This window comes from Kitasatospora sp. SC0581, assembly GCF_048159585.1.
Classification (GTDB): Bacteria; Actinomycetota; Actinomycetes; order Streptomycetales; family Streptomycetaceae; genus Kitasatospora.
Window position 1 is genome coordinate 342,541 of the sequence record NZ_JBLRWA010000004.1, and the last position, 15,144, is coordinate 357,684.

General features: G+C 74.8%; 18 protein-coding genes. 6 read left to right on the top strand and 12 right to left on the bottom strand.

Translation table 11 applies throughout. The features are described from left to right. Window positions 1-43: 43 nt before the first annotated feature. The 6 genes from ACLWS4_RS10820 to ACLWS4_RS10845 all read right to left on the bottom strand — a co-directional run bounded on the left by ACLWS4_RS10820 (window position 44) and on the right by ACLWS4_RS10845 (window position 4,268). The gene (locus tag ACLWS4_RS10820) at window positions 44-883 is read right to left on the bottom strand and encodes an alpha/beta fold hydrolase (RefSeq protein ID WP_416873918.1); all 840 of its coding nucleotides are present in this window, start codon (window positions 881-883) and stop codon (window positions 44-46) included. Between the two features lie 109 nt (window positions 884-992). After that, window positions 993-1,949: a helix-turn-helix transcriptional regulator gene (locus tag ACLWS4_RS10825; protein WP_416873919.1), complete on the bottom strand. Its 957-nt coding sequence runs from the start codon at window positions 1,947-1,949 to the stop codon at window positions 993-995. Window positions 1,950-2,076: 127 nt separating this feature from the next. Beyond that, a complete protein-coding gene (locus tag ACLWS4_RS10830) occupies window positions 2,077-2,610 on the bottom strand; it encodes a pyridoxamine 5'-phosphate oxidase family protein (protein ID WP_416873920.1) in 534 nt (177 codons plus the stop codon). 231 nt (window positions 2,611-2,841) lie between these two features. Beyond that, the gene (locus tag ACLWS4_RS10835) at window positions 2,842-3,201 is read right to left on the bottom strand and encodes a hypothetical protein (RefSeq protein ID WP_416873921.1); all 360 of its coding nucleotides are present in this window, start codon (window positions 3,199-3,201) and stop codon (window positions 2,842-2,844) included. A gap of 166 nt (window positions 3,202-3,367) precedes the next feature. After that, window positions 3,368-3,694 carry a hypothetical protein gene (locus ACLWS4_RS10840; protein ID WP_117485396.1) on the bottom strand — a complete coding sequence of 109 codons (327 nt, stop codon included), beginning with the start codon at window positions 3,692-3,694 and terminating at the stop codon, window positions 3,368-3,370. A 76-nt stretch (window positions 3,695-3,770) separates the two neighbouring features. Next, on the bottom strand, window positions 3,771-4,268 hold the full coding sequence (locus tag ACLWS4_RS10845) for a hypothetical protein (protein WP_416873922.1): 498 nt from the start codon (window positions 4,266-4,268) through the stop codon (window positions 3,771-3,773). A gap of 324 nt (window positions 4,269-4,592) precedes the next feature. Here ACLWS4_RS10845 and ACLWS4_RS10850 point away from each other — a divergent pair, with 324 nt between their 5' ends. From ACLWS4_RS10850 to ACLWS4_RS10870, 5 genes are all read left to right on the top strand, one after another. Then, window positions 4,593-5,075 carry a MarR family winged helix-turn-helix transcriptional regulator gene (locus tag ACLWS4_RS10850; RefSeq protein WP_049656635.1) on the top strand — a complete coding sequence of 161 codons (483 nt, stop codon included), beginning with the start codon at window positions 4,593-4,595 and terminating at the stop codon, window positions 5,073-5,075. Further along, window positions 5,072-5,959, top strand: coding sequence for an ABC transporter ATP-binding protein (locus ACLWS4_RS10855; protein ID WP_416873923.1), 888 nt, complete (start codon window positions 5,072-5,074; stop codon window positions 5,957-5,959). The genes ACLWS4_RS10850 and ACLWS4_RS10855 overlap by 4 nt, the downstream gene beginning before the upstream one ends. Further along, complete coding sequence (locus ACLWS4_RS10860; protein WP_117485393.1) at window positions 5,919-6,794, top strand: ABC transporter permease; 876 nt, start codon at window positions 5,919-5,921, stop codon at window positions 6,792-6,794. Before ACLWS4_RS10855 ends, ACLWS4_RS10860 begins: the two co-directional genes overlap by 41 nt. 100 nt (window positions 6,795-6,894) lie before the next feature. Continuing rightward, window positions 6,895-7,206, top strand: coding sequence for a hypothetical protein (locus tag ACLWS4_RS10865; protein ID WP_416873924.1), 312 nt, complete (start codon window positions 6,895-6,897; stop codon window positions 7,204-7,206). 23 nt (window positions 7,207-7,229) lie between these two features. Beyond that, window positions 7,230-7,799, top strand: a complete 570-nt coding sequence (locus ACLWS4_RS10870; protein ID WP_416873925.1) for a GNAT family N-acetyltransferase — start codon at window positions 7,230-7,232, stop codon at window positions 7,797-7,799. A gap of 27 nt (window positions 7,800-7,826) precedes the next feature. On the opposite strand, the gene ACLWS4_RS10875 is transcribed toward ACLWS4_RS10870, so the two are convergent. The 5 genes from ACLWS4_RS10875 to ACLWS4_RS10895 all read right to left on the bottom strand — a co-directional run bounded on the left by ACLWS4_RS10875 (window position 7,827) and on the right by ACLWS4_RS10895 (window position 12,417). Continuing rightward, the gene (locus ACLWS4_RS10875; RefSeq protein ID WP_416873926.1) at window positions 7,827-8,771 is read right to left on the bottom strand and encodes a hypothetical protein; all 945 of its coding nucleotides are present in this window, start codon (window positions 8,769-8,771) and stop codon (window positions 7,827-7,829) included. A gap of 76 nt (window positions 8,772-8,847) precedes the next feature. Further along, complete coding sequence (locus ACLWS4_RS10880) at window positions 8,848-9,105, bottom strand: DUF6221 family protein (RefSeq protein WP_074006288.1); 258 nt, start codon at window positions 9,103-9,105, stop codon at window positions 8,848-8,850. A 368-nt stretch (window positions 9,106-9,473) separates the two neighbouring features. Then, window positions 9,474-10,184: a DUF6875 domain-containing protein gene (locus tag ACLWS4_RS10885; protein WP_416873927.1), complete on the bottom strand. Its 711-nt coding sequence runs from the start codon at window positions 10,182-10,184 to the stop codon at window positions 9,474-9,476. Then, window positions 10,181-10,912, bottom strand: a complete 732-nt coding sequence (locus ACLWS4_RS10890; RefSeq protein WP_416873928.1) for a hypothetical protein — start codon at window positions 10,910-10,912, stop codon at window positions 10,181-10,183. Before ACLWS4_RS10890 ends, ACLWS4_RS10885 begins: the two co-directional genes overlap by 4 nt. Beyond that, window positions 10,909-12,417: a pyridoxal phosphate-dependent decarboxylase family protein gene (locus ACLWS4_RS10895; protein ID WP_416873929.1), complete on the bottom strand. Its 1,509-nt coding sequence runs from the start codon at window positions 12,415-12,417 to the stop codon at window positions 10,909-10,911. The genes ACLWS4_RS10890 and ACLWS4_RS10895 overlap by 4 nt, the downstream gene beginning before the upstream one ends. A gap of 379 nt (window positions 12,418-12,796) precedes the next feature. Here ACLWS4_RS10895 and ACLWS4_RS10900 point away from each other — a divergent pair, with 379 nt between their 5' ends. Continuing rightward, window positions 12,797-14,311, top strand: coding sequence for a multicopper oxidase family protein (locus tag ACLWS4_RS10900; protein WP_387968900.1), 1,515 nt, complete (start codon window positions 12,797-12,799; stop codon window positions 14,309-14,311). Between the two features lie 29 nt (window positions 14,312-14,340). On the opposite strand, the gene istB is transcribed toward ACLWS4_RS10900, so the two are convergent. Continuing rightward, a complete protein-coding gene (gene istB / locus ACLWS4_RS10905) occupies window positions 14,341-15,144 on the bottom strand; it encodes an IS21-like element helper ATPase IstB (protein WP_416873930.1) in 804 nt (267 codons plus the stop codon).

Sequence of the window (15,144 nt, forward strand, 5' to 3'; positions counted from 1 at the left end):
TTGCCGTACGGGCTGCCCGGGCCCTCGTGCCGGGTGGTGCGGGTCATCCGGCCGCGGGTGCGGGGCCCGCCGGGTGGGCGTGGTCGAGGAAGGCGCGGACCTGGTGGGCGAAGGCGTCGGGGGCGTCCGCGTAGAGCCAGTGCCCGCTGTCCGGGATCTCCGTCAGGCGGGTGTTCGGGCGTTCGCGGGCCATCCGGCGTGCGGTGGCGGGGGTGAGGAGGAAGCTGTCGGCGGCCCGCAGGAGCAGGGCGGGCTGGGCGGAGGCGTTCCAGACGGCCGTGAAGTCGCCGGTGAGGGCGGCCTGGGAGGCCGTCATGTCGGCGGTGTCGAAGAGGAAGCCCCAGCCGTCGGGGAACTCGGCGGCGCTGTCCATGAAGTAGCCGGCCGGGACGCCGCGTTCCGCCAGCGCCCGGGCCAGGGCGCGGCGGGTCGGGGCCCGGCGGGGCCAGCCGGACACGTCCAGGACGGGGCGGGTCTCGGGCTCCCGGTTGAGCGTCGTCATGTCGGCGACCACGAGCGCCGCCACGAGGTCGGGGCGCCGGTGGGCGAGGTGGAAGGCGACCGCGCCGCCCATCGAGTGCCCCAGCACGGCGGCCGGTACCGGGCCGAGCGCCTCCAGGAACGCCGCCGCGTCGGCCGCGTAGGCGTCCGGGGTGAACTCGCCCCCGTTGTCGGACAGTCCGTGCCCGCGCTGGTCGAGGGCGAGGACCCGGTAGCGGCCGGCGAGCGCGGCGGCCAGCGGCGCGAAGATCCGGCCCCGCCCGAAGTGCCCGTGCAGGGCGAGCACGGCCGGCCCGGGGCCGCCGAAGTCCAGGTAGGCGAACCGGCGTCCGCCGAGCCGGACGAACGACTCGGCGGGCCGGTCCGCGGGTCCGTCCGTCACCCCGTACGCCCCCTCTCGCGAAGTGCCGTGTGCGGCAGGGGGAAACCTATCCCGGGCGGCGCGGACGGCGGCGGGCCCGCTCCGGGGGGCCGGTCGGGGGGCGGGGCGGTCAGGTGTAGAGGGCGGCGGCGCGGCGGGTCGCCTCGGCCAGGCGGGAGCGCAGTTCGGGCGGGTGGAGGACCTCGGCCTCCGGGCCCAGGCGCAGCAGTTCGAGGTAGCCGATGTCCCAGCTCTCGACCGGCAGGGTCGCGGTGACCCAGCCGTCGGCGTCCGCCGGGCCCGCGGTGGCCAGCGCGTCGGCGGCGGCGGTCGGCTCCAGCAGGGCGGCGAGGTTCTCGACGGCGAACGGGCTCAGCCGCACCACCGCCCGCTCGCGCAGCATGGCGCGGGTGAACTCCCGGGCCGCCGCGGCCCAGTAGGCGGCGAGGTCGAACTCCGGGTCGCGCTCGAACCGTTCGTCGCCGGCCTCGGCGCTCTCGAAGCGGTCGACGCGGTACGAGCCGACCCGGCCGGAGGTGCCGCGCGCCGCGAGGTACCACTGCCCGGCCTTCAGGACCAGGCCGTACGGCTCCAGCCGCCGCTCCCGGGTGCCGGAGCGCGCCGCGTAGCGGGCGTGCAGGACACGGTCCTCCCACACGGCGCGCGACACCTCGGCGAGCAGCGCGGGGGTCGGGGCGTCGCGGAACCAGGCCGGCGCGTCGAGGTGGAAGCGCCGGGCGGCGGCCGCGGGGGCGTCGCCCAGGGCGGCGGCGACCTTCAGCCGGGCGGCGAGGGCCTGCCCCGCCAGGCCCATGTCGCGCAGCGGGCCCGGCAGCCCGGCCAGGTGCAGGACCTCGGCCTCGGCGCGTTCGAGGCCGGTGAGGCGGGTGCGGTAGCCGTCGACGAGCCGGTAGCCGCCGCCGCGGCCGCGCTCCGCGTACACCGGCACCCCGGCCTCCACCAGCGCGGCGACGTCGCGCTGCACGGTGCGCTCGGAGACCTCCAGCTCGGCCGAGAGCTCCGTGGCGGTCATCGTCCGCCGGCTCTGCAGGAGCAGCAGCAGCGCGATGGCCCGGCTCGCCCGCACGTCGCCCCTTCCGTCGCCTGCCTGGTGTCGCCTGGTGGGCCTGGTGGGCCCGCCCGCGTGTGCGGTGGCCCGGCTCCATTGTCGCCGGGCCCGGGGCCGGGCGCGGGCGGGCCCGGTGCGGGCGGGGTCAGGCCTCGTCGGCGGCCGCGTCGAGCTTGGCGGGGTCGGGGGCGAACGCGGTCATCCACTGCGGGTGCAGCCGGTAGTAGACGACGTCGTTGTCCCAGTCGAAGGCGTCGGGGCCGTAGAAGTCCCGGAAGTACGCGAGCAGTTCCGGCCAGTCGGCGGCCGGCTCGCCGCCGTGCGGGTTGAGGACCTCCGCGGTGCCGTGGGTGAACACGCCCAGGTCCTCCCCGCGCAGGTGCGCGGCGCTGACGGCGGGCCGGGCGGCGAGGTGCCGGGCCTTGGCGGCGCCGCGCGCGGTGCCGAAGTGCCACATGCCGTGCAGGAAGTGCCCGTCCACGCCGCTGATCCGCGGCTCGCCCTTCGCCGTCACCGTGGACAGCGCGAGCGTGCACATGCCGGTGAGCACACCGGTGAGCTGGTCGGCGGTGAGCGTGCGCTCGCTGTTGATGATCGACCGCAGGTGCGCGGTGGAGCGGGCGAGCGAGGCGTCGAGGAGGGCCTGGAGCCGGTGGAGCTCGTCGGGTGTTTCGCGCATGGGGGGTCCTTGTCTGTCCGTCGTCCCGGCTCGTGCCACCACGACACCGACCGGCGCCCCCTACTGTCCCCGCGAAACCCGACACCTTCTGTCGTGATTTCCCGCGGTGTCCTGCGGTTTTCCACGCGCCCGGCCGCTGGTGGGGGAGTGGGAAGTCGGCGGGGCCGACTTCCCACTCCTCGGGGCTCCGCGGTGGCAGCCGTCAGCCGTCGGCCGCCTGCCGTGCGGGGGTCAGGGCCAGAGGCACTGCGACTGCGGGTCGAAGCAGGTGAGGCCCATCGAGGACGCCACCTTCGCGATGTGGACGCAGGCCTCCTCCACCATGCTCCAGCGGATCGGGAAGTAGATCAGCGGGCCGCTCGCCTCCCCGATCAGCGGGCCGGTCGACCACGGCGAGGTGTCGTCCTCGTCCTCGGCGAGGTCGGGCCACCGCTCCAGCAGCGCGGCCACGAAGGCCGCGATCCGCTCGGTCGGCGGAAGGTTCTCCTCGTCCGTGCCGAGGTACCGCTCGTACAGGTCGTCGAAGCACCGGCCCGCCGCGGCGTCGTCCGCGGGGCGCTCGCCCTCCCAGACCGCAAGGTCGTAACTCATGGGCGCAGCCTGCCACCCGGCACCGACAACCGTCCCGGAGCCCGTACGCGCAGGCCCGGCCTGCCGGGGCCGCCGCGACCGTCGTGGGGGAGTGGGAAGTCGGCGGGGCCGACTTTCCACTCCCGGCGGCTCCCCGGTTCCCCGGGGCGGCTGCTCCGTGTGGCCGTCAGCCGGCCGGCTGTGCCCGCTCCAGGGCTTCCCGCAGCCGCCTGACCTCGTCGACCAGTCGTGGCACGTCCTGGCGGGCGGCGGCGATGAAGTCGAGGTCCGCGTCCGTCGCGGGGTCCGGTCCCGTCCGGGTGCGGCCGTCGGTGGTCCGGGTCAGGTGGAACTCGTCGTCCCGCGGCGCGTCGGGGCGCAGTTGGACGAAGCTCGCGCCGCCGATCCCCTGGCGGGTCTCCAGCCGGGCGACCCACGGCCCCGGTGTCGCGGCGCCGGCGCGCAGCTCGATCGCGGACAGTTCTTCCTCGGACAACGGCTCGTCGGACGGCATGCCCGGATCCTGCCCCCGGTCCTCCGCACCTGTCCAGGGCCACCCGGGCTGCCTTGAGCGGGGTGGCCCCGTCCGTTCAGTCCCGCCGGTTCGCCGGCCGGGCCTCGACCCACTGCGGTATCCGCGCCGGTGCCAGGAACTTCTCGTTGAGCACCAGCATCCACGCCAGCGCGATCATGCAGACGATCGGGATCGCGAGCAGCAGCACGATGAAGACGATCGGGTGCGCGTGGCTGAACGCGTCGCTGTTGATCCCGAAGAGCGTCACGGGACCGGCGATGACGAGGGGCGCCACCAGCCAGCAGAACAGGTAGGTGCGGATCACCTCGCTCATGCGCAGTTCGGCCCGGCCCAGGAACACGTACTGCGTGGTGCTCGTCGAGGAGCCGTGCCGCCCGGAGACGTCGACCGTCTCGCCCTCCTTGACGTAGTAGCGTCCCAGCGGCCGGATCGGCAGCATCAGCATGGTGAACCAGTGGGTGGCGAAGCAGGCCCCCTGGGCGTCCGGCCGCGTCTTGCCCAGCATCGTCCGCCCGAACCCGTTGACCGTGCCCAAGCGCGGTGCCGTGCGCATCGGCATGACCCTGTCCGACATCTGCCCCCCATCCCGGCGACAACCGTTGTGATCCGATCAGCATGCCAGCGCCGTACGACACCCTCCCGCCGGGGGCGCAACACCTCCATCGGATCTCCCCGGTGACGGACGATCACCTCCCGCCGCCCGGTGGAGCGGGAAGTCGGCGGGGCCGACTTCCCGCGCGCGGGCGGCCCGCCGAAAGGGGCGGGCCAGGGGGCGCGCAGCCAGTAGACAGGGCGCGCAGCCCAGGAAGGGGGCGCGCGGGCGGAGGGGGATCCGCGCTCTCGACAGATAGCTCTTACTGAGAGCTAAAATGAGGGTATGACCGCGACAGGGCCCGAAACGCTCGACGTCGCGCTGGCGGACGAGTTCTCCACCCTCCTCGTCGGCATCCAGCGCCTGGTCCGCCGCCGCCTGCGGCAGGCGACGGACGAACCCCGCCTGCGCGGTGCCCAGGTCGAACTGCTGCGCCTGGTGATGGACAGCCCCGGACTGCGCGTCTCCGAGGCCGCCGAGGAGCTGTGCCTGGCCGGCAACTCCGTGTCCACCCTCGTCAACCAGCTCGTCGCCCGGAACCTGCTGCGCCGCGAGAGCGACCCCGCCGACCGGCGCGCCGCCCTCCTGCACGCCACCCCGGAGGCCGTCGAACGCATCGAGGCCTGGCGCCGGCGCCGCCGCGCGCTGATGGGCGACATCGTCGCCGGCCTGCCGCCGCGCGAGCGCGAGGCCCTGGCCGCCGCCCTGCCCGCCCTGCGGCAGGTCGCCGAGGGCCTGCGCACCCCGCCGGGGGAGGAGGAACGATGACCACCGAGGACACCCGGGACACCGGGAACGCCGGGGACACCAGGGAGGCCGCGGACGCGGTGGCCTGCCGGGGCTTGGAGTACACCTTCCGCCACGGCCGAGGGAAGGCCACCCGGGCCGTCGACCGGATCGACCTCACCGTCCGCACCGGCGAGGTGTTCGGCCTGCTCGGCCCCAACGGCGCCGGCAAGACCACCACCATCCGCGCGATCACCACCCTGCTGCCCGTCGGCGCCGGCATGGTCCGCGTCTTCGGCCACGACGCCACCCGCCACCCCATGCAGGTGCGCCGCCTGCTCGGCTACGTCCCCCAGCAGCTGTCCGCCGACGCCGGGCTGACCGGACGCGAGAACGTCGCCCTGTTCGCCCGCGTCTTCGACGTCCCGCGCCGCGAACGCGCCGCCCGCGTCGACCAGGCGCTGGCCGCCGTCGACCTCACCGAGGCCGCCGAACGCATGGCCGCCACCTACTCCGGCGGCATGGTGCGCCGCCTCGAACTCGCCCAGGCCCTGGTCAGCGCCCCGCGCCTGCTCGTCCTGGACGAACCCACCATCGGCCTGGACCCGATCGCCCGCACCGGCGTGTGGGAACGCGTCGACGCCGTACGCGCCGCCACCGGCATGACCGTCCTGGTCACCACCCACTACATGGACGAGGCCGACCGCCACTGCGACCGCATCGCCCTCATGGACCGCGGCCGCGTCCGCGCGCTCGGCACACCCGCCGAACTCAAGGACCAGGTACGGCGCACCGACCCGGCCCAGGCCGCGCCCAGCCTCGACGACGTCTTCCGCCACTTCGCCGGCCGGCAGCTGGCCGACGCCACCGAAGGAGACTTCAGCGATGTCCGCCGTACCCGCCGCACCGCAGGCCGCGTCGGCTGAACCCCCCGCCCACCGCCCCGCCGCCGGCCCCGACCTCTCCCTGCTGCTGGTGCCCCCGCGCGCCCGCACCGGCTGGCGCCTGGTTCCCGCCCGCATCGGCGCGATGTGCGCCGTCGAACTGCAGAAGCTGCGCCACGACCGCACCGAGCTCTACACCCGGGCCGTCCAGCCCGCCCTGTGGCTGCTGATCTTCGGCGAGACCTTCACCCGCCTCAAGGCCATCCCCACCGGCGGCATCCCGTACCTGGACTACCTCGCGCCCGGCATCATCGCCCAGTCCGCGATGTTCATCGCGATCTTCTACGGCATCATGATCATCTGGGAGCGGGACTCCGGCGTCCTCACCAAACTGCTCGTCACCCCCACCCCGCGCGCCGCCCTCGTCACCGGCAAGGCCTTCGCCGCCGGGGTGAAGGCACTCCTGCAAGCCGTCGTGGTCGTACTGATCGCCGCCGCCCTCGGCGTCGCCATGACCTGGAACCCGCTGCGACTGCTCGGCGTCGTGGCCGTCGTCCTGCTCGGCTCGGCGTTCTTCTCCTGCCTGTCGATGGCCATCGCCGGCATCGTCCTCACCCGCGACCGCCTGATGGGCATCGGCCAGGCCATCACCATGCCGCTGTTCTTCGGCTCCAACGCCCTCTACCCCGTCGACCTGATGCCCGGCTGGCTCCAGGCCGTCAGCAAGGCCAACCCGCTCAGCTACCAGGTCGACGCCCTGCGCGGCCTGCTCATCGGCACCCCCTCCCACCTGCCCCTGGACTTCGCCGTCCTCGCCCTCGCCACCGTGGCCGGCATCGCCGCCGCCTCCGCCCTGCTCAGGCGCCTGGCGCGCTAGCCGACGCCGTCACCGCCCTGCGGAAAAACGCGGTGACAGGCGCGGCGCCGCCCCGGGAGACTGCCTTCCAGCAAGCCGACGACCGGAGGGCGGGGTACCAGTGGCACTGGCGAGGAAGGGCACGCGGCGCATCGCCGTCGACGGCGAGGAGTACCGCTGGCGCGTGACCCGCCAACACTGGTGCTGCGACTACGAGGGCACCACCCTCGGCTACGCCGCCGAGCACGCCACGCACCCCGGAACGACACTCGTCGTGGACACCGGCCGCCCCACCCTCCGCACCCCCGAGACGGTGGCGACGGACCTCGTCCTGCCACGCGAAGTCGCCGCGGGCATCCGCACCGCCCGGGCGAACGGCTGGACACCCGCCACCCCCGGCCCGCCCCTCACCCTGCACCTGTCCGCCGCCTGACCGGGAAGGAACGACACGACCCCATGACCCACGCCTTCCCCCGGACGGTGCTGCACACCCCGCGCCTGACCCTGCGCCCCTTCACCGCCGACGACACCGACGACACCCGCGCCGCCTGCGCCGACGACCTCACCCAGCACTGGCTGCCGCTGCCCCGCCCCTACACCCGCGAGGACGCCCACACCTGGTGCACCCGCACCGCCCACGACCTGCGCACCACCGGCGACGGCATCCACTTCGCCGTCACCGAGCGCACGAACGGGCGCCTGGCCGCCACCGTCGGCCTGAAGAAGACCGACTGGCGCTCCCGCAGCTCCGAAGCCGGCTACTGGGTCGCCCCCTGGGCACGAGGCCGGGGCATCGCCGCCGAAGCCACCCGCGCCCTGGCGCACTGGCTGCTCACCGCGCAGGCCTTCGAACGCCTGGAGCTCAAGGCCGCCACCGCCAACACCGCCTCCCGCCGCACCGCCCTGAACGCCGGCCTGCGCGAGGAGGGCGTGCTGCGCAACGCCGGCTTCACCCACCACGGCCGCACCGACCTCGTCCTGTACTCCCTCGTCCCCGCCGACCTGGGGTCGTCGCCGACGGCCTGACCGGGCCGGCGGCACCGGGTCAGGGCGTCAGGAGGCGGTGCGGCGCACCGGGTGGCCGCCGGGGCCGGTGGTGAGCCAGGAGCCGTCGCCGAGCGGCCGCAGGTCGTACGGGTCCGCCGCGTGGGCGTCGAACTCGCCGTGGACGCGGCCGGTGCGGGCGTCGACGCGGTAGTGGCGGAACCAGTCCTCCTCGTCCTCGGTCTCGCCGACGAGGGTGGCCACGAGGGTGTCCGGGGTGAGGTGGCCGCCGCTCCACTCCAGGAAGACCGTGTCCGGGTCGTGCCCGAAGTCGTCGACGGTGAGGGTGAACACCGTCTCGCCGCCGGGGAAGGCGTGGACGGCGAGGTCCCTCTGGGCGTGGTCGACGGTCAGGAAGCGGTGCCCGTCGGGGGACAGGTCGATGAGGCAGCGGTCGTCCCACGGGTAGCGGAGGAGTTCCAGCCGGCCGCCGGCCAGCGACGCGCGGTAGACGGCGGTGCCGTCCTGCCCCTCGCCCACGTTGAGGAGCATCCCGCCGCTCGCCGGGTGCGCCAGCTGCACGCCGCCGTGCCCGACCGTCTCCAGGTCGGCCCGGGCGAGGACCGCCCCGCTCGCGGCGTCCACGGCGACCCACTGGTCCGGCCGGTCGCGGCCCGCCATGGCGTCGGGCCGGTAGACCCACAACACCCGCCCGTCCGGGGACAGTTCGCAGTCTGGCAGGTGGCCGTGGGCGTTGTCCGCCGCCGGTTCGAAGGGCGTGCGCCAGACCTCCGCGCCGTCGGCCGTCACGCAGACGGCCGCGTGGAGCGTCGTGTAGTAGGCGTGCCGCAGGTCGGCGGCGACGGCGTGGGCGACCACCCCGTCCCCGGGAACCGGCCGGCAGGCCACCGCGGGCGACAGCACGCCCACGGCGCCGGCGGCCGGGGCGTAGGCGCAGACGAGTCCGTCGACGAGCTGGGTGGTGAGCCGGACGGGGTGCGGGGAGGCGGCCATCCCCGGAGGCTACCGAACCCGGGCGGGCGGCCGCCGTCGGCCCCGCCTCCGGCCGCTCCCGGCCGCCTCCGGCCGGTCAGGGGCGCCACTGCTCCCGGTAGCCGGGGTGGTCGTGGTAGGACTGCGCGAGGACGCGCAGCGCGTACGCGAGGCCGGCGGCGCGGGGGTCCGAAGGGTCCATCGCGATGCCCTCCTGGGCCAGCTGGTCGACCAGGTCGAGCATGGGCAGGTGGCTGTCGAGGAGCGCCTCGGGGCCGAAGACGTGCGCCACGTAGGCATAGGCGTGGTTGTCTTCCTCGTTGCGTGCGCGCAGGAAGCGCAGGAGGTCGTCCATGGGCCCATCCTGGTGCGCCGCCCCGGCGGGCCGGGAGCCGGGGCCCTTCCGCCCGGAGGGCGCGGGGGCGGCTCGGTGCCGTGTGCCGCGGGCGGGCAGCGGGGGCCTGGTCGGTGAACGGGCTTGGCGGCGCGCCGGGTTGCGCGCGTCCCCGGCCGGCCGGGGACGCGGCTGTTCGCGGTGGTCGGGTGGCCCGCGCCCGTCGTCCCGTCGCGGCCGAACTTCCGTTCTCCCTAGGGGAGTTCGTGCGATATGGCCGCCGCGCTCGGCGCCGTGGTGCCGTGTTCCACGGGGACGTTGCTTCCTCCCGTGGGGGCGCGCGCGGAGCCGGGCGCCGGCCGGGCTCCGCGCGCGCAGGGGGGAGGGGGTCAGGCGGCGGTGCCCTGCCGGCGGGCGCGGACGCTGGTGACCAGCTGGGCGCGGATGCGGGCGGGGACCTCGGGGGCGAAGCGGGCCAGGTAGTGGTTCAGGTGGGTCTCGTCGCCGGTGAGGAACGGCAGGTCGAAGACCAGCAGTTTGCGCACCGCGAGCAGCGGGACGGGGGCGCGCAGCGGCCGGAAGGAGTGGTTCCACAGGCCGGGTTCCTCGCAGACCGGGTGGAACTGGCCGATCATCAGGCCCTGTTCGACGAACTCGTCCTTGGCCTTGCGCTGGAGCTCGTCCAGCACGGTGGAGTCCTCGCGGTCCAGCTGGGGCAGCACCAGCAGGACGGTCAGCAGCTCGCGGTCGGACTCCTCCGCCAGGTCGGCGAGCAACGCGTCGTAGTGGGCGCGCAGTTCGGCCACCAGCGCGGGCAGGTCCCCGCCGGGGGAGGCGCCGGGGGAGGTGTCGGCGACGGCGATGTGGAACAGGCCGCGGCGCAGCGAGGGCTGGGTGTAGGGGCAGACCGGGCCGCTGCGGCCGAGGTCGGGGTGGGCGGTGGTGAGGAAGGCGCGGGCCCAGGCGAGGGTCTCGGCGGCCTCGGGGCTCGCGGCGGCGCGGCCGGCGTCGATGTGCTCGGCGCTGTACACGCGCAGCGCCCCGGTGACGGCGGCCGCAGCGGCGGGAGCGGTGGGGGCGACGGCGGCGGGGGCGGTCATCGGGGCCCCCGCCAGACCGGGGCCAGGCGGGGTCCGCCGCCGGGCAGGGCGAGGGCCTCGCCGAAGCGGGCGAAGCCGCCGCAGGCGAGCAGGCGGGCGCCGGACGGGGAGCTGGTCTCGGCGTAGGCGGCCTGGCCGGCGGTGTCGACCTCGGTGAGGAAGGCGTGCAGCAGGGCCCGGCCGGCGCGGGTGCCGCGGGCGCCGGGGCGTACCCCGACGAAGGCGAGGTAGTGGTGGGAGCGGTGGCGCGGGTGGCGCAGGGTCTGCAGGCGGGTGATGGCGGCCAGGCGGCGGGCCGGTTCGCCGTGGCCGGCGGCGTCGATCGCCTCGGCCAGGGCGGCGGTGGCGGCGCCGTCGCGCGGGCCCGGGGCCTCCCAGCGGCCGGGCGGCAGGAACAGCAGCGCCCCCAGCGGTTCGCCGTCCTCGGCGCCGTCGTCCGTGGCGCCGTCGCCGGCGGCCCGGTGGACGGCCAGCGCGCCCCCGTGGGCCAGGCACTGCTCGACGTGGACGCGGAAGAAGGCGGGCAGGACGCGGGCGCGGTGGTCGGGGTCGGGGAAGGCCCAGAGCATCAGCGCGTCGTCGGCGAAGGCGTCGGCGAGCGCGCGGGCCAGGGCGTCCTCCTCGCCCGGGCGGGCGGGGCGCACGACCGGCCGTACGGCGCTGTCGGCCGGCCCGGGGGGCGGTAAGGCGGTGCCCGCGGCGGCGGGCAGGGCGGTGGCGGTGGTCAACGGGCACTCTCCTCGAACGAGGGGGCGGACGAAGGGGAAGGAGCCGAAGGAGTGGACGGAACACAGGGAGCGGACGGAGCAGACGGAGCAGAAGGAGCGGACGGAACGGTAGAAGCGGGGGAACCGGTCGCCGAGGCGGCCAGCGCCGCCACCCGCGCGTGCAGCGGCGCCACCCACCCCTCCGCCTCCGGCTTGATCAGCACGCTGCGCAGCACCCGCGCCCCGTCCGCGTCCGCGCGAACCCCCGGGTGGCGGCGGGTGAAGTCGGCGGCGTCCACGCGCAGCACGCTCAGGTAGACGGGGTCGTGCTCGTCGGCCATGCCCTGGCGCAGGACCCGCTCGCTCGCGGCGTCGACCGCCGACAGCGCGGGCGCACCGGCGACGGTGGGGAAGTAGGTGACGATGTCCAGCTGCGGCCGCTGGTAGAGCGTCAGCTCCGCGCTGTCCTCGATCCGCCGCGCCCAGGCGAGGGCGGCGCGCCGGCTCGCGGCCAGCCCCGCGCCCAGCCCCCGCGCGGTGAGCGGCAGCAGCTGCAGGGTCAGCCACAGGGCGGCGGCCGAGGCCCCGGCGCGCGAGCACTCCAGGCTGATCTCGCCCAGGTGCAGCTCGGCGTCGGTGAAGTAGGTGTACGGGGAGTCGTGGGCGAAGTGCCGCCCGATGTCCGGGTCGGCGAACAGCACCGCCCCGCAGCCGTACGGCTGCAGGCCGTGCTTGTGCGGGTCGACGGTCACCGAGTCGCAGCCGGCGATCGCCCGCCACGGCGCCGTGTCCACGTCGAGGGAGGCGGCGAGCGCGTCGTCGGAGGCCAGCAGCGCGAAGAACCCGCCGTAGGCGGCGTCCACGTGCACCCGCGCCCCGTAGCGGCGGGCCAGCGGCAGGATCTCGTGCACCGGGTCGACGGCGCCCGCACCGGTGGTGCCGCAGGTGACCACCACCGTGCCGACCCGCCCGGTGCGCAGCAGCTCCTCCAGCGCCCCGGTGTCCATCCGGCCCTCGGCGTCCGCCGCCACCGCGTGCCCCTGGACGCCCAGCACGTGGCACATCCGGCTGTGGGTGTAGTGGGCCTCGCGGCTGTACGCCACCCCCAGGCCCGGGTGGCTCTGGCGCGCCACGTACAGCGCCTCCAGGTTGGCGATGGTGCCGCTGCTGGTCAGGTGGCCCACGTGCGCGGGCAGCCCGAACATGGCGGCGAGCTGCGCGACGCACTCGCGTTCCATGTCGTTGGTGGCCGGTCCGCCCTCGTAGGCGTGGTTGTTGGGGTTGAAGCGCATCGCCGTCAGGTAGCCCACCACCGCCGCCGGGTGCGGCGGCTTGACCATCTGCCCGGCGTAGCGCGGATGGAAGAACGGGTAGTTGTGCTCCAGGCGCTCGGCGAAGCGCTCGAAGGCGGCCGCGAACGCCGCCTCGTCCACCAGGTGCGAGGGGTGCGGCTCCAGCGGCCCGAACCGCTCGCCCCACCGCTCGGCCACCTCGGCCGCCTTCGGCAGCCAGTACCGCAGGTCCACGCTCAGGCCCTTCCCCTCAAGTCCTTCGACAACGGGGGGCCGACGCGCGGGTGAGCAGCACGCCGGGCCCCTGGCGAGTACGAGCGTTCACCGCGTCCGAGTCCTTGAGCGTTCCTCGACCGCGTCCGCAGCCACCGTGGCCACCGCCCGCAAGGCGCCCGCAACACCCGCAGCTCACCCACCGCACCGCCCGCCGGCCCCACCCGCACCGCCCCGGCCCCCGCCGCGGGCACCCCCGCACCGCCCCCCGCACCGCCCCGTACGGCCCCAGCCGGACCCCACCGGGACCCGAGCCGCCGCTGCTGCAATCACCCCCGGACAAGGCCGCCCCACCCCACCCGGGCGAGGCCGGGGGAGCTCACGCGGGAGGAACGACGCGATGGTGACCAGACGCAGGATGATCGGCGCCGCCCTGGCGACCGGGGGAGGAGTCCTGCTCGTGCGCACCACGCTGCGCCCGGCCCCCTCCGCCGCCACCACCGCGGCCGCCGCCGCCAAGGACGCCGGCCACGCCCACCCGGCCGGCGCCGCCGCCCCCGACCCCGGCCCCGACGCCGGCCCCGCGCTCGCGGAGAAGTTCACCACCGCCCTGCCGCTGCCCCCGGTGCTCAGCCCCGTCTCCACCGACGGCGGCGCCGACACCTACGCGGTGACCATGCTGCGCTCCTACGCCCGCGTCCTGCCCGGCCGCCGCACCGAGGTCCTCACCTACAACGGCGCCTTCCCCGGCCCCGTCATCCGCGCCCGCTCCGGGCGCCCGGTGGTCGTCCGCCAGACCAACCTGCTCGACGACCCGGTCTCCGTCCACCTGCACGGCTCCGCCGTCCCCGTCGACAGCGACGGCGGCCCGATGAACCTGCTGGGCGCCGGCGCCACCCGCACCTACACCTACCCCAACGACCAGCCCCACGCGAGCCTGTGGTTCCACGACCACGCCCACCACCTGGAGTCCGAGCACGTCTACCGCGGCCTGGCCGGCACCTACCTGCTCACCGACGCCACCGAGGCCTCCCTGCCGCTGCCCGCCGGCCGCTACGACCTGCCCATCGCCCTGCGCGACGCCCGCTTCGACACCGCCGGCAACCTCGTCTACCGGATGGACGACGCCGAGGGCCGCGCCACCGTCCTCGCCAACGGCCGCCCCTGGCCCAAGGTCGACGTCGCCGCCCGCCGCTACCGCATCCGCCTGCTCAACTCCTCCAACCTGCGCTTCTTCTCCCTGCGCCTGGCCGACGGCGGCCCCATCACCCAGATCGGCTCCGACGGCGGCCTGCTGGAACGCCCCCACACCACCGACACCGTCGACCTGTCACCCGGCGAGCGCGCCGACGTCGTCATCGACTTCTCCCGCTACCGCCCCGGCACCAGCGTCGTGCTCACCAACTCCATGCCGCCCGGCCCCGCCGAACACATCGGCCAGGTCCTGCGCTTCGACGTCGGCCGCCCCGCCCCCGACCCCTCCAGCGTCCCCGACCGGCTGCGCACCCTGCCCCCGCTGGGCCCGGTGGCCCGCGAGCGCACCATCGTGCTGAAGGTCGAGGAGGGCGGCGCGGGCGTGGCCCCGCTCGGCCTGATCGACGGCCGGCAGTATGACCCCGCCCGCGTCGACGCCGCCGTCGCCTTCGGCACCTCGGAGATCTGGACGGTCCACAACGCCAACACCGACATCCCGCACAACTTCCACCTGCACCTGGTGCAGTTCCGCGTCCTGCAGCGCAACGGCGCACCCCCCGGCCCCGAGGAGGGCGGCCTCAAGGACACCGTGCGCCTGATGCCCGGCGAGAGCGTGCGCTTGCAGGCCACCTTCGACTCCTACCGCGGCCGCTACCCCTACCACTGCCACCTGCTGGACCACTCCGCGATGGGCATGATGGCTCAGATGGAGATCGCCTGACAGCCCCTCGCGGGGCGCAGGCCACAGGCTTAGGATGAGGCGGTGCCCTGTTGCTGAGCCGCCCGAGCGCGAGTGGAGGCGAGGCGGTAGGAATCGGTGCCGGTCTCGATGATGTTGCCACCAAAGGTGAGGCGATCGACGATGGCCGCGCAGAGGCGAGGATCGGTGAACGTGTTGTCCCAGCCTCCGAACGATTCGTTCGACGCGATGGCGACGCTGTTCTTCTCCTCCCGTTCGGTCAGGACCTGGAAGAGCAGTTCGGCGCCGCGTCGGTCGAGCTCCATGTAACCGAGTTCGTCGATGCACAGGAGATCGACGCGGCCGTAGCGGGCGATGGTCTTGGTGAGCAGCTTCTCGTCGGCAGCTTCGACAAGCTCATTGACCAGCTTCGTAGCGAGGACGTACTTGACCCGGAACCCGGCCATTGCGGCTTCCGTTCCGAGAGCGATCAGCAAGTGTGACTTCCCCGTACCCGAGTCTCCGATCAGGCACAGGGGCTGGCTTTTCCTGATCCAGTCGCAAGAGGCCAGGCTCTGGACCATCACCGGGTCGATGTTGGGGTTGGCGGTGAAGTCGAACTTGCGCAGCGACTTGTCTCGCGGGAACCCTGCAGCCTTGATCCGTCGCTCGGAACGGCGGCGGTTCCTGTCGTCGCATTCACTCATCAGGAGTTCGGCGAGAAACCCGATGGGTGACATCTGATCGCGTTCAGCCGCTTCTGAGAGCTCGGTGAACTTCGCCCGGATGGTCGGGAGTCGAAGCGCGCGGCACGCCTGATCGACTGCGACGTGGGCTGCCTGGTCGGTGCGGACACGTTGTGTGTGGATGGACAC

What these genes read in the sequence shown, in the direction of transcription:
- ACLWS4_RS10830 (WP_416873920.1), bottom strand. Translation starts at nt 2,610, where the DNA reads ATGCGCGAAACACCCGACGAGCTCCACCGGCTCCAGGCCCTCCTCGAC.
- ACLWS4_RS10835 (WP_416873921.1), bottom strand. Translation starts at nt 3,201, where the DNA reads ATGAGTTACGACCTTGCGGTCTGGGAGGGCGAGCGCCCCGCGGACGAC.
- ACLWS4_RS10840 (WP_117485396.1), bottom strand. Translation starts at nt 3,694, where the DNA reads ATGCCGTCCGACGAGCCGTTGTCCGAGGAAGAACTGTCCGCGATCGAG.
- ACLWS4_RS10845 (WP_416873922.1), bottom strand. Translation starts at nt 4,268, where the DNA reads ATGCGCACGGCACCGCGCTTGGGCACGGTCAACGGGTTCGGGCGGACG.
- ACLWS4_RS10850 (WP_049656635.1), top strand. Translation starts at nt 4,593, where the DNA reads ATGACCGCGACAGGGCCCGAAACGCTCGACGTCGCGCTGGCGGACGAG.
- ACLWS4_RS10855 (WP_416873923.1), top strand. Translation starts at nt 5,072, where the DNA reads ATGACCACCGAGGACACCCGGGACACCGGGAACGCCGGGGACACCAGG.
- ACLWS4_RS10860 (WP_117485393.1), top strand. Translation starts at nt 5,919, where the DNA reads ATGTCCGCCGTACCCGCCGCACCGCAGGCCGCGTCGGCTGAACCCCCC.
- ACLWS4_RS10870 (WP_416873925.1), top strand. Translation starts at nt 7,230, where the DNA reads ATGACCCACGCCTTCCCCCGGACGGTGCTGCACACCCCGCGCCTGACC.
- ACLWS4_RS10875 (WP_416873926.1), bottom strand. Translation starts at nt 8,771, where the DNA reads ATGGCCGCCTCCCCGCACCCCGTCCGGCTCACCACCCAGCTCGTCGAC.
- ACLWS4_RS10880 (WP_074006288.1), bottom strand. Translation starts at nt 9,105, where the DNA reads ATGGACGACCTCCTGCGCTTCCTGCGCGCACGCAACGAGGAAGACAAC.
- ACLWS4_RS10885 (WP_416873927.1), bottom strand. Translation starts at nt 10,184, where the DNA reads ATGACCGCCCCCGCCGCCGTCGCCCCCACCGCTCCCGCCGCTGCGGCC.
- ACLWS4_RS10900 (WP_387968900.1), top strand. Translation starts at nt 12,797, where the DNA reads ATGGTGACCAGACGCAGGATGATCGGCGCCGCCCTGGCGACCGGGGGA.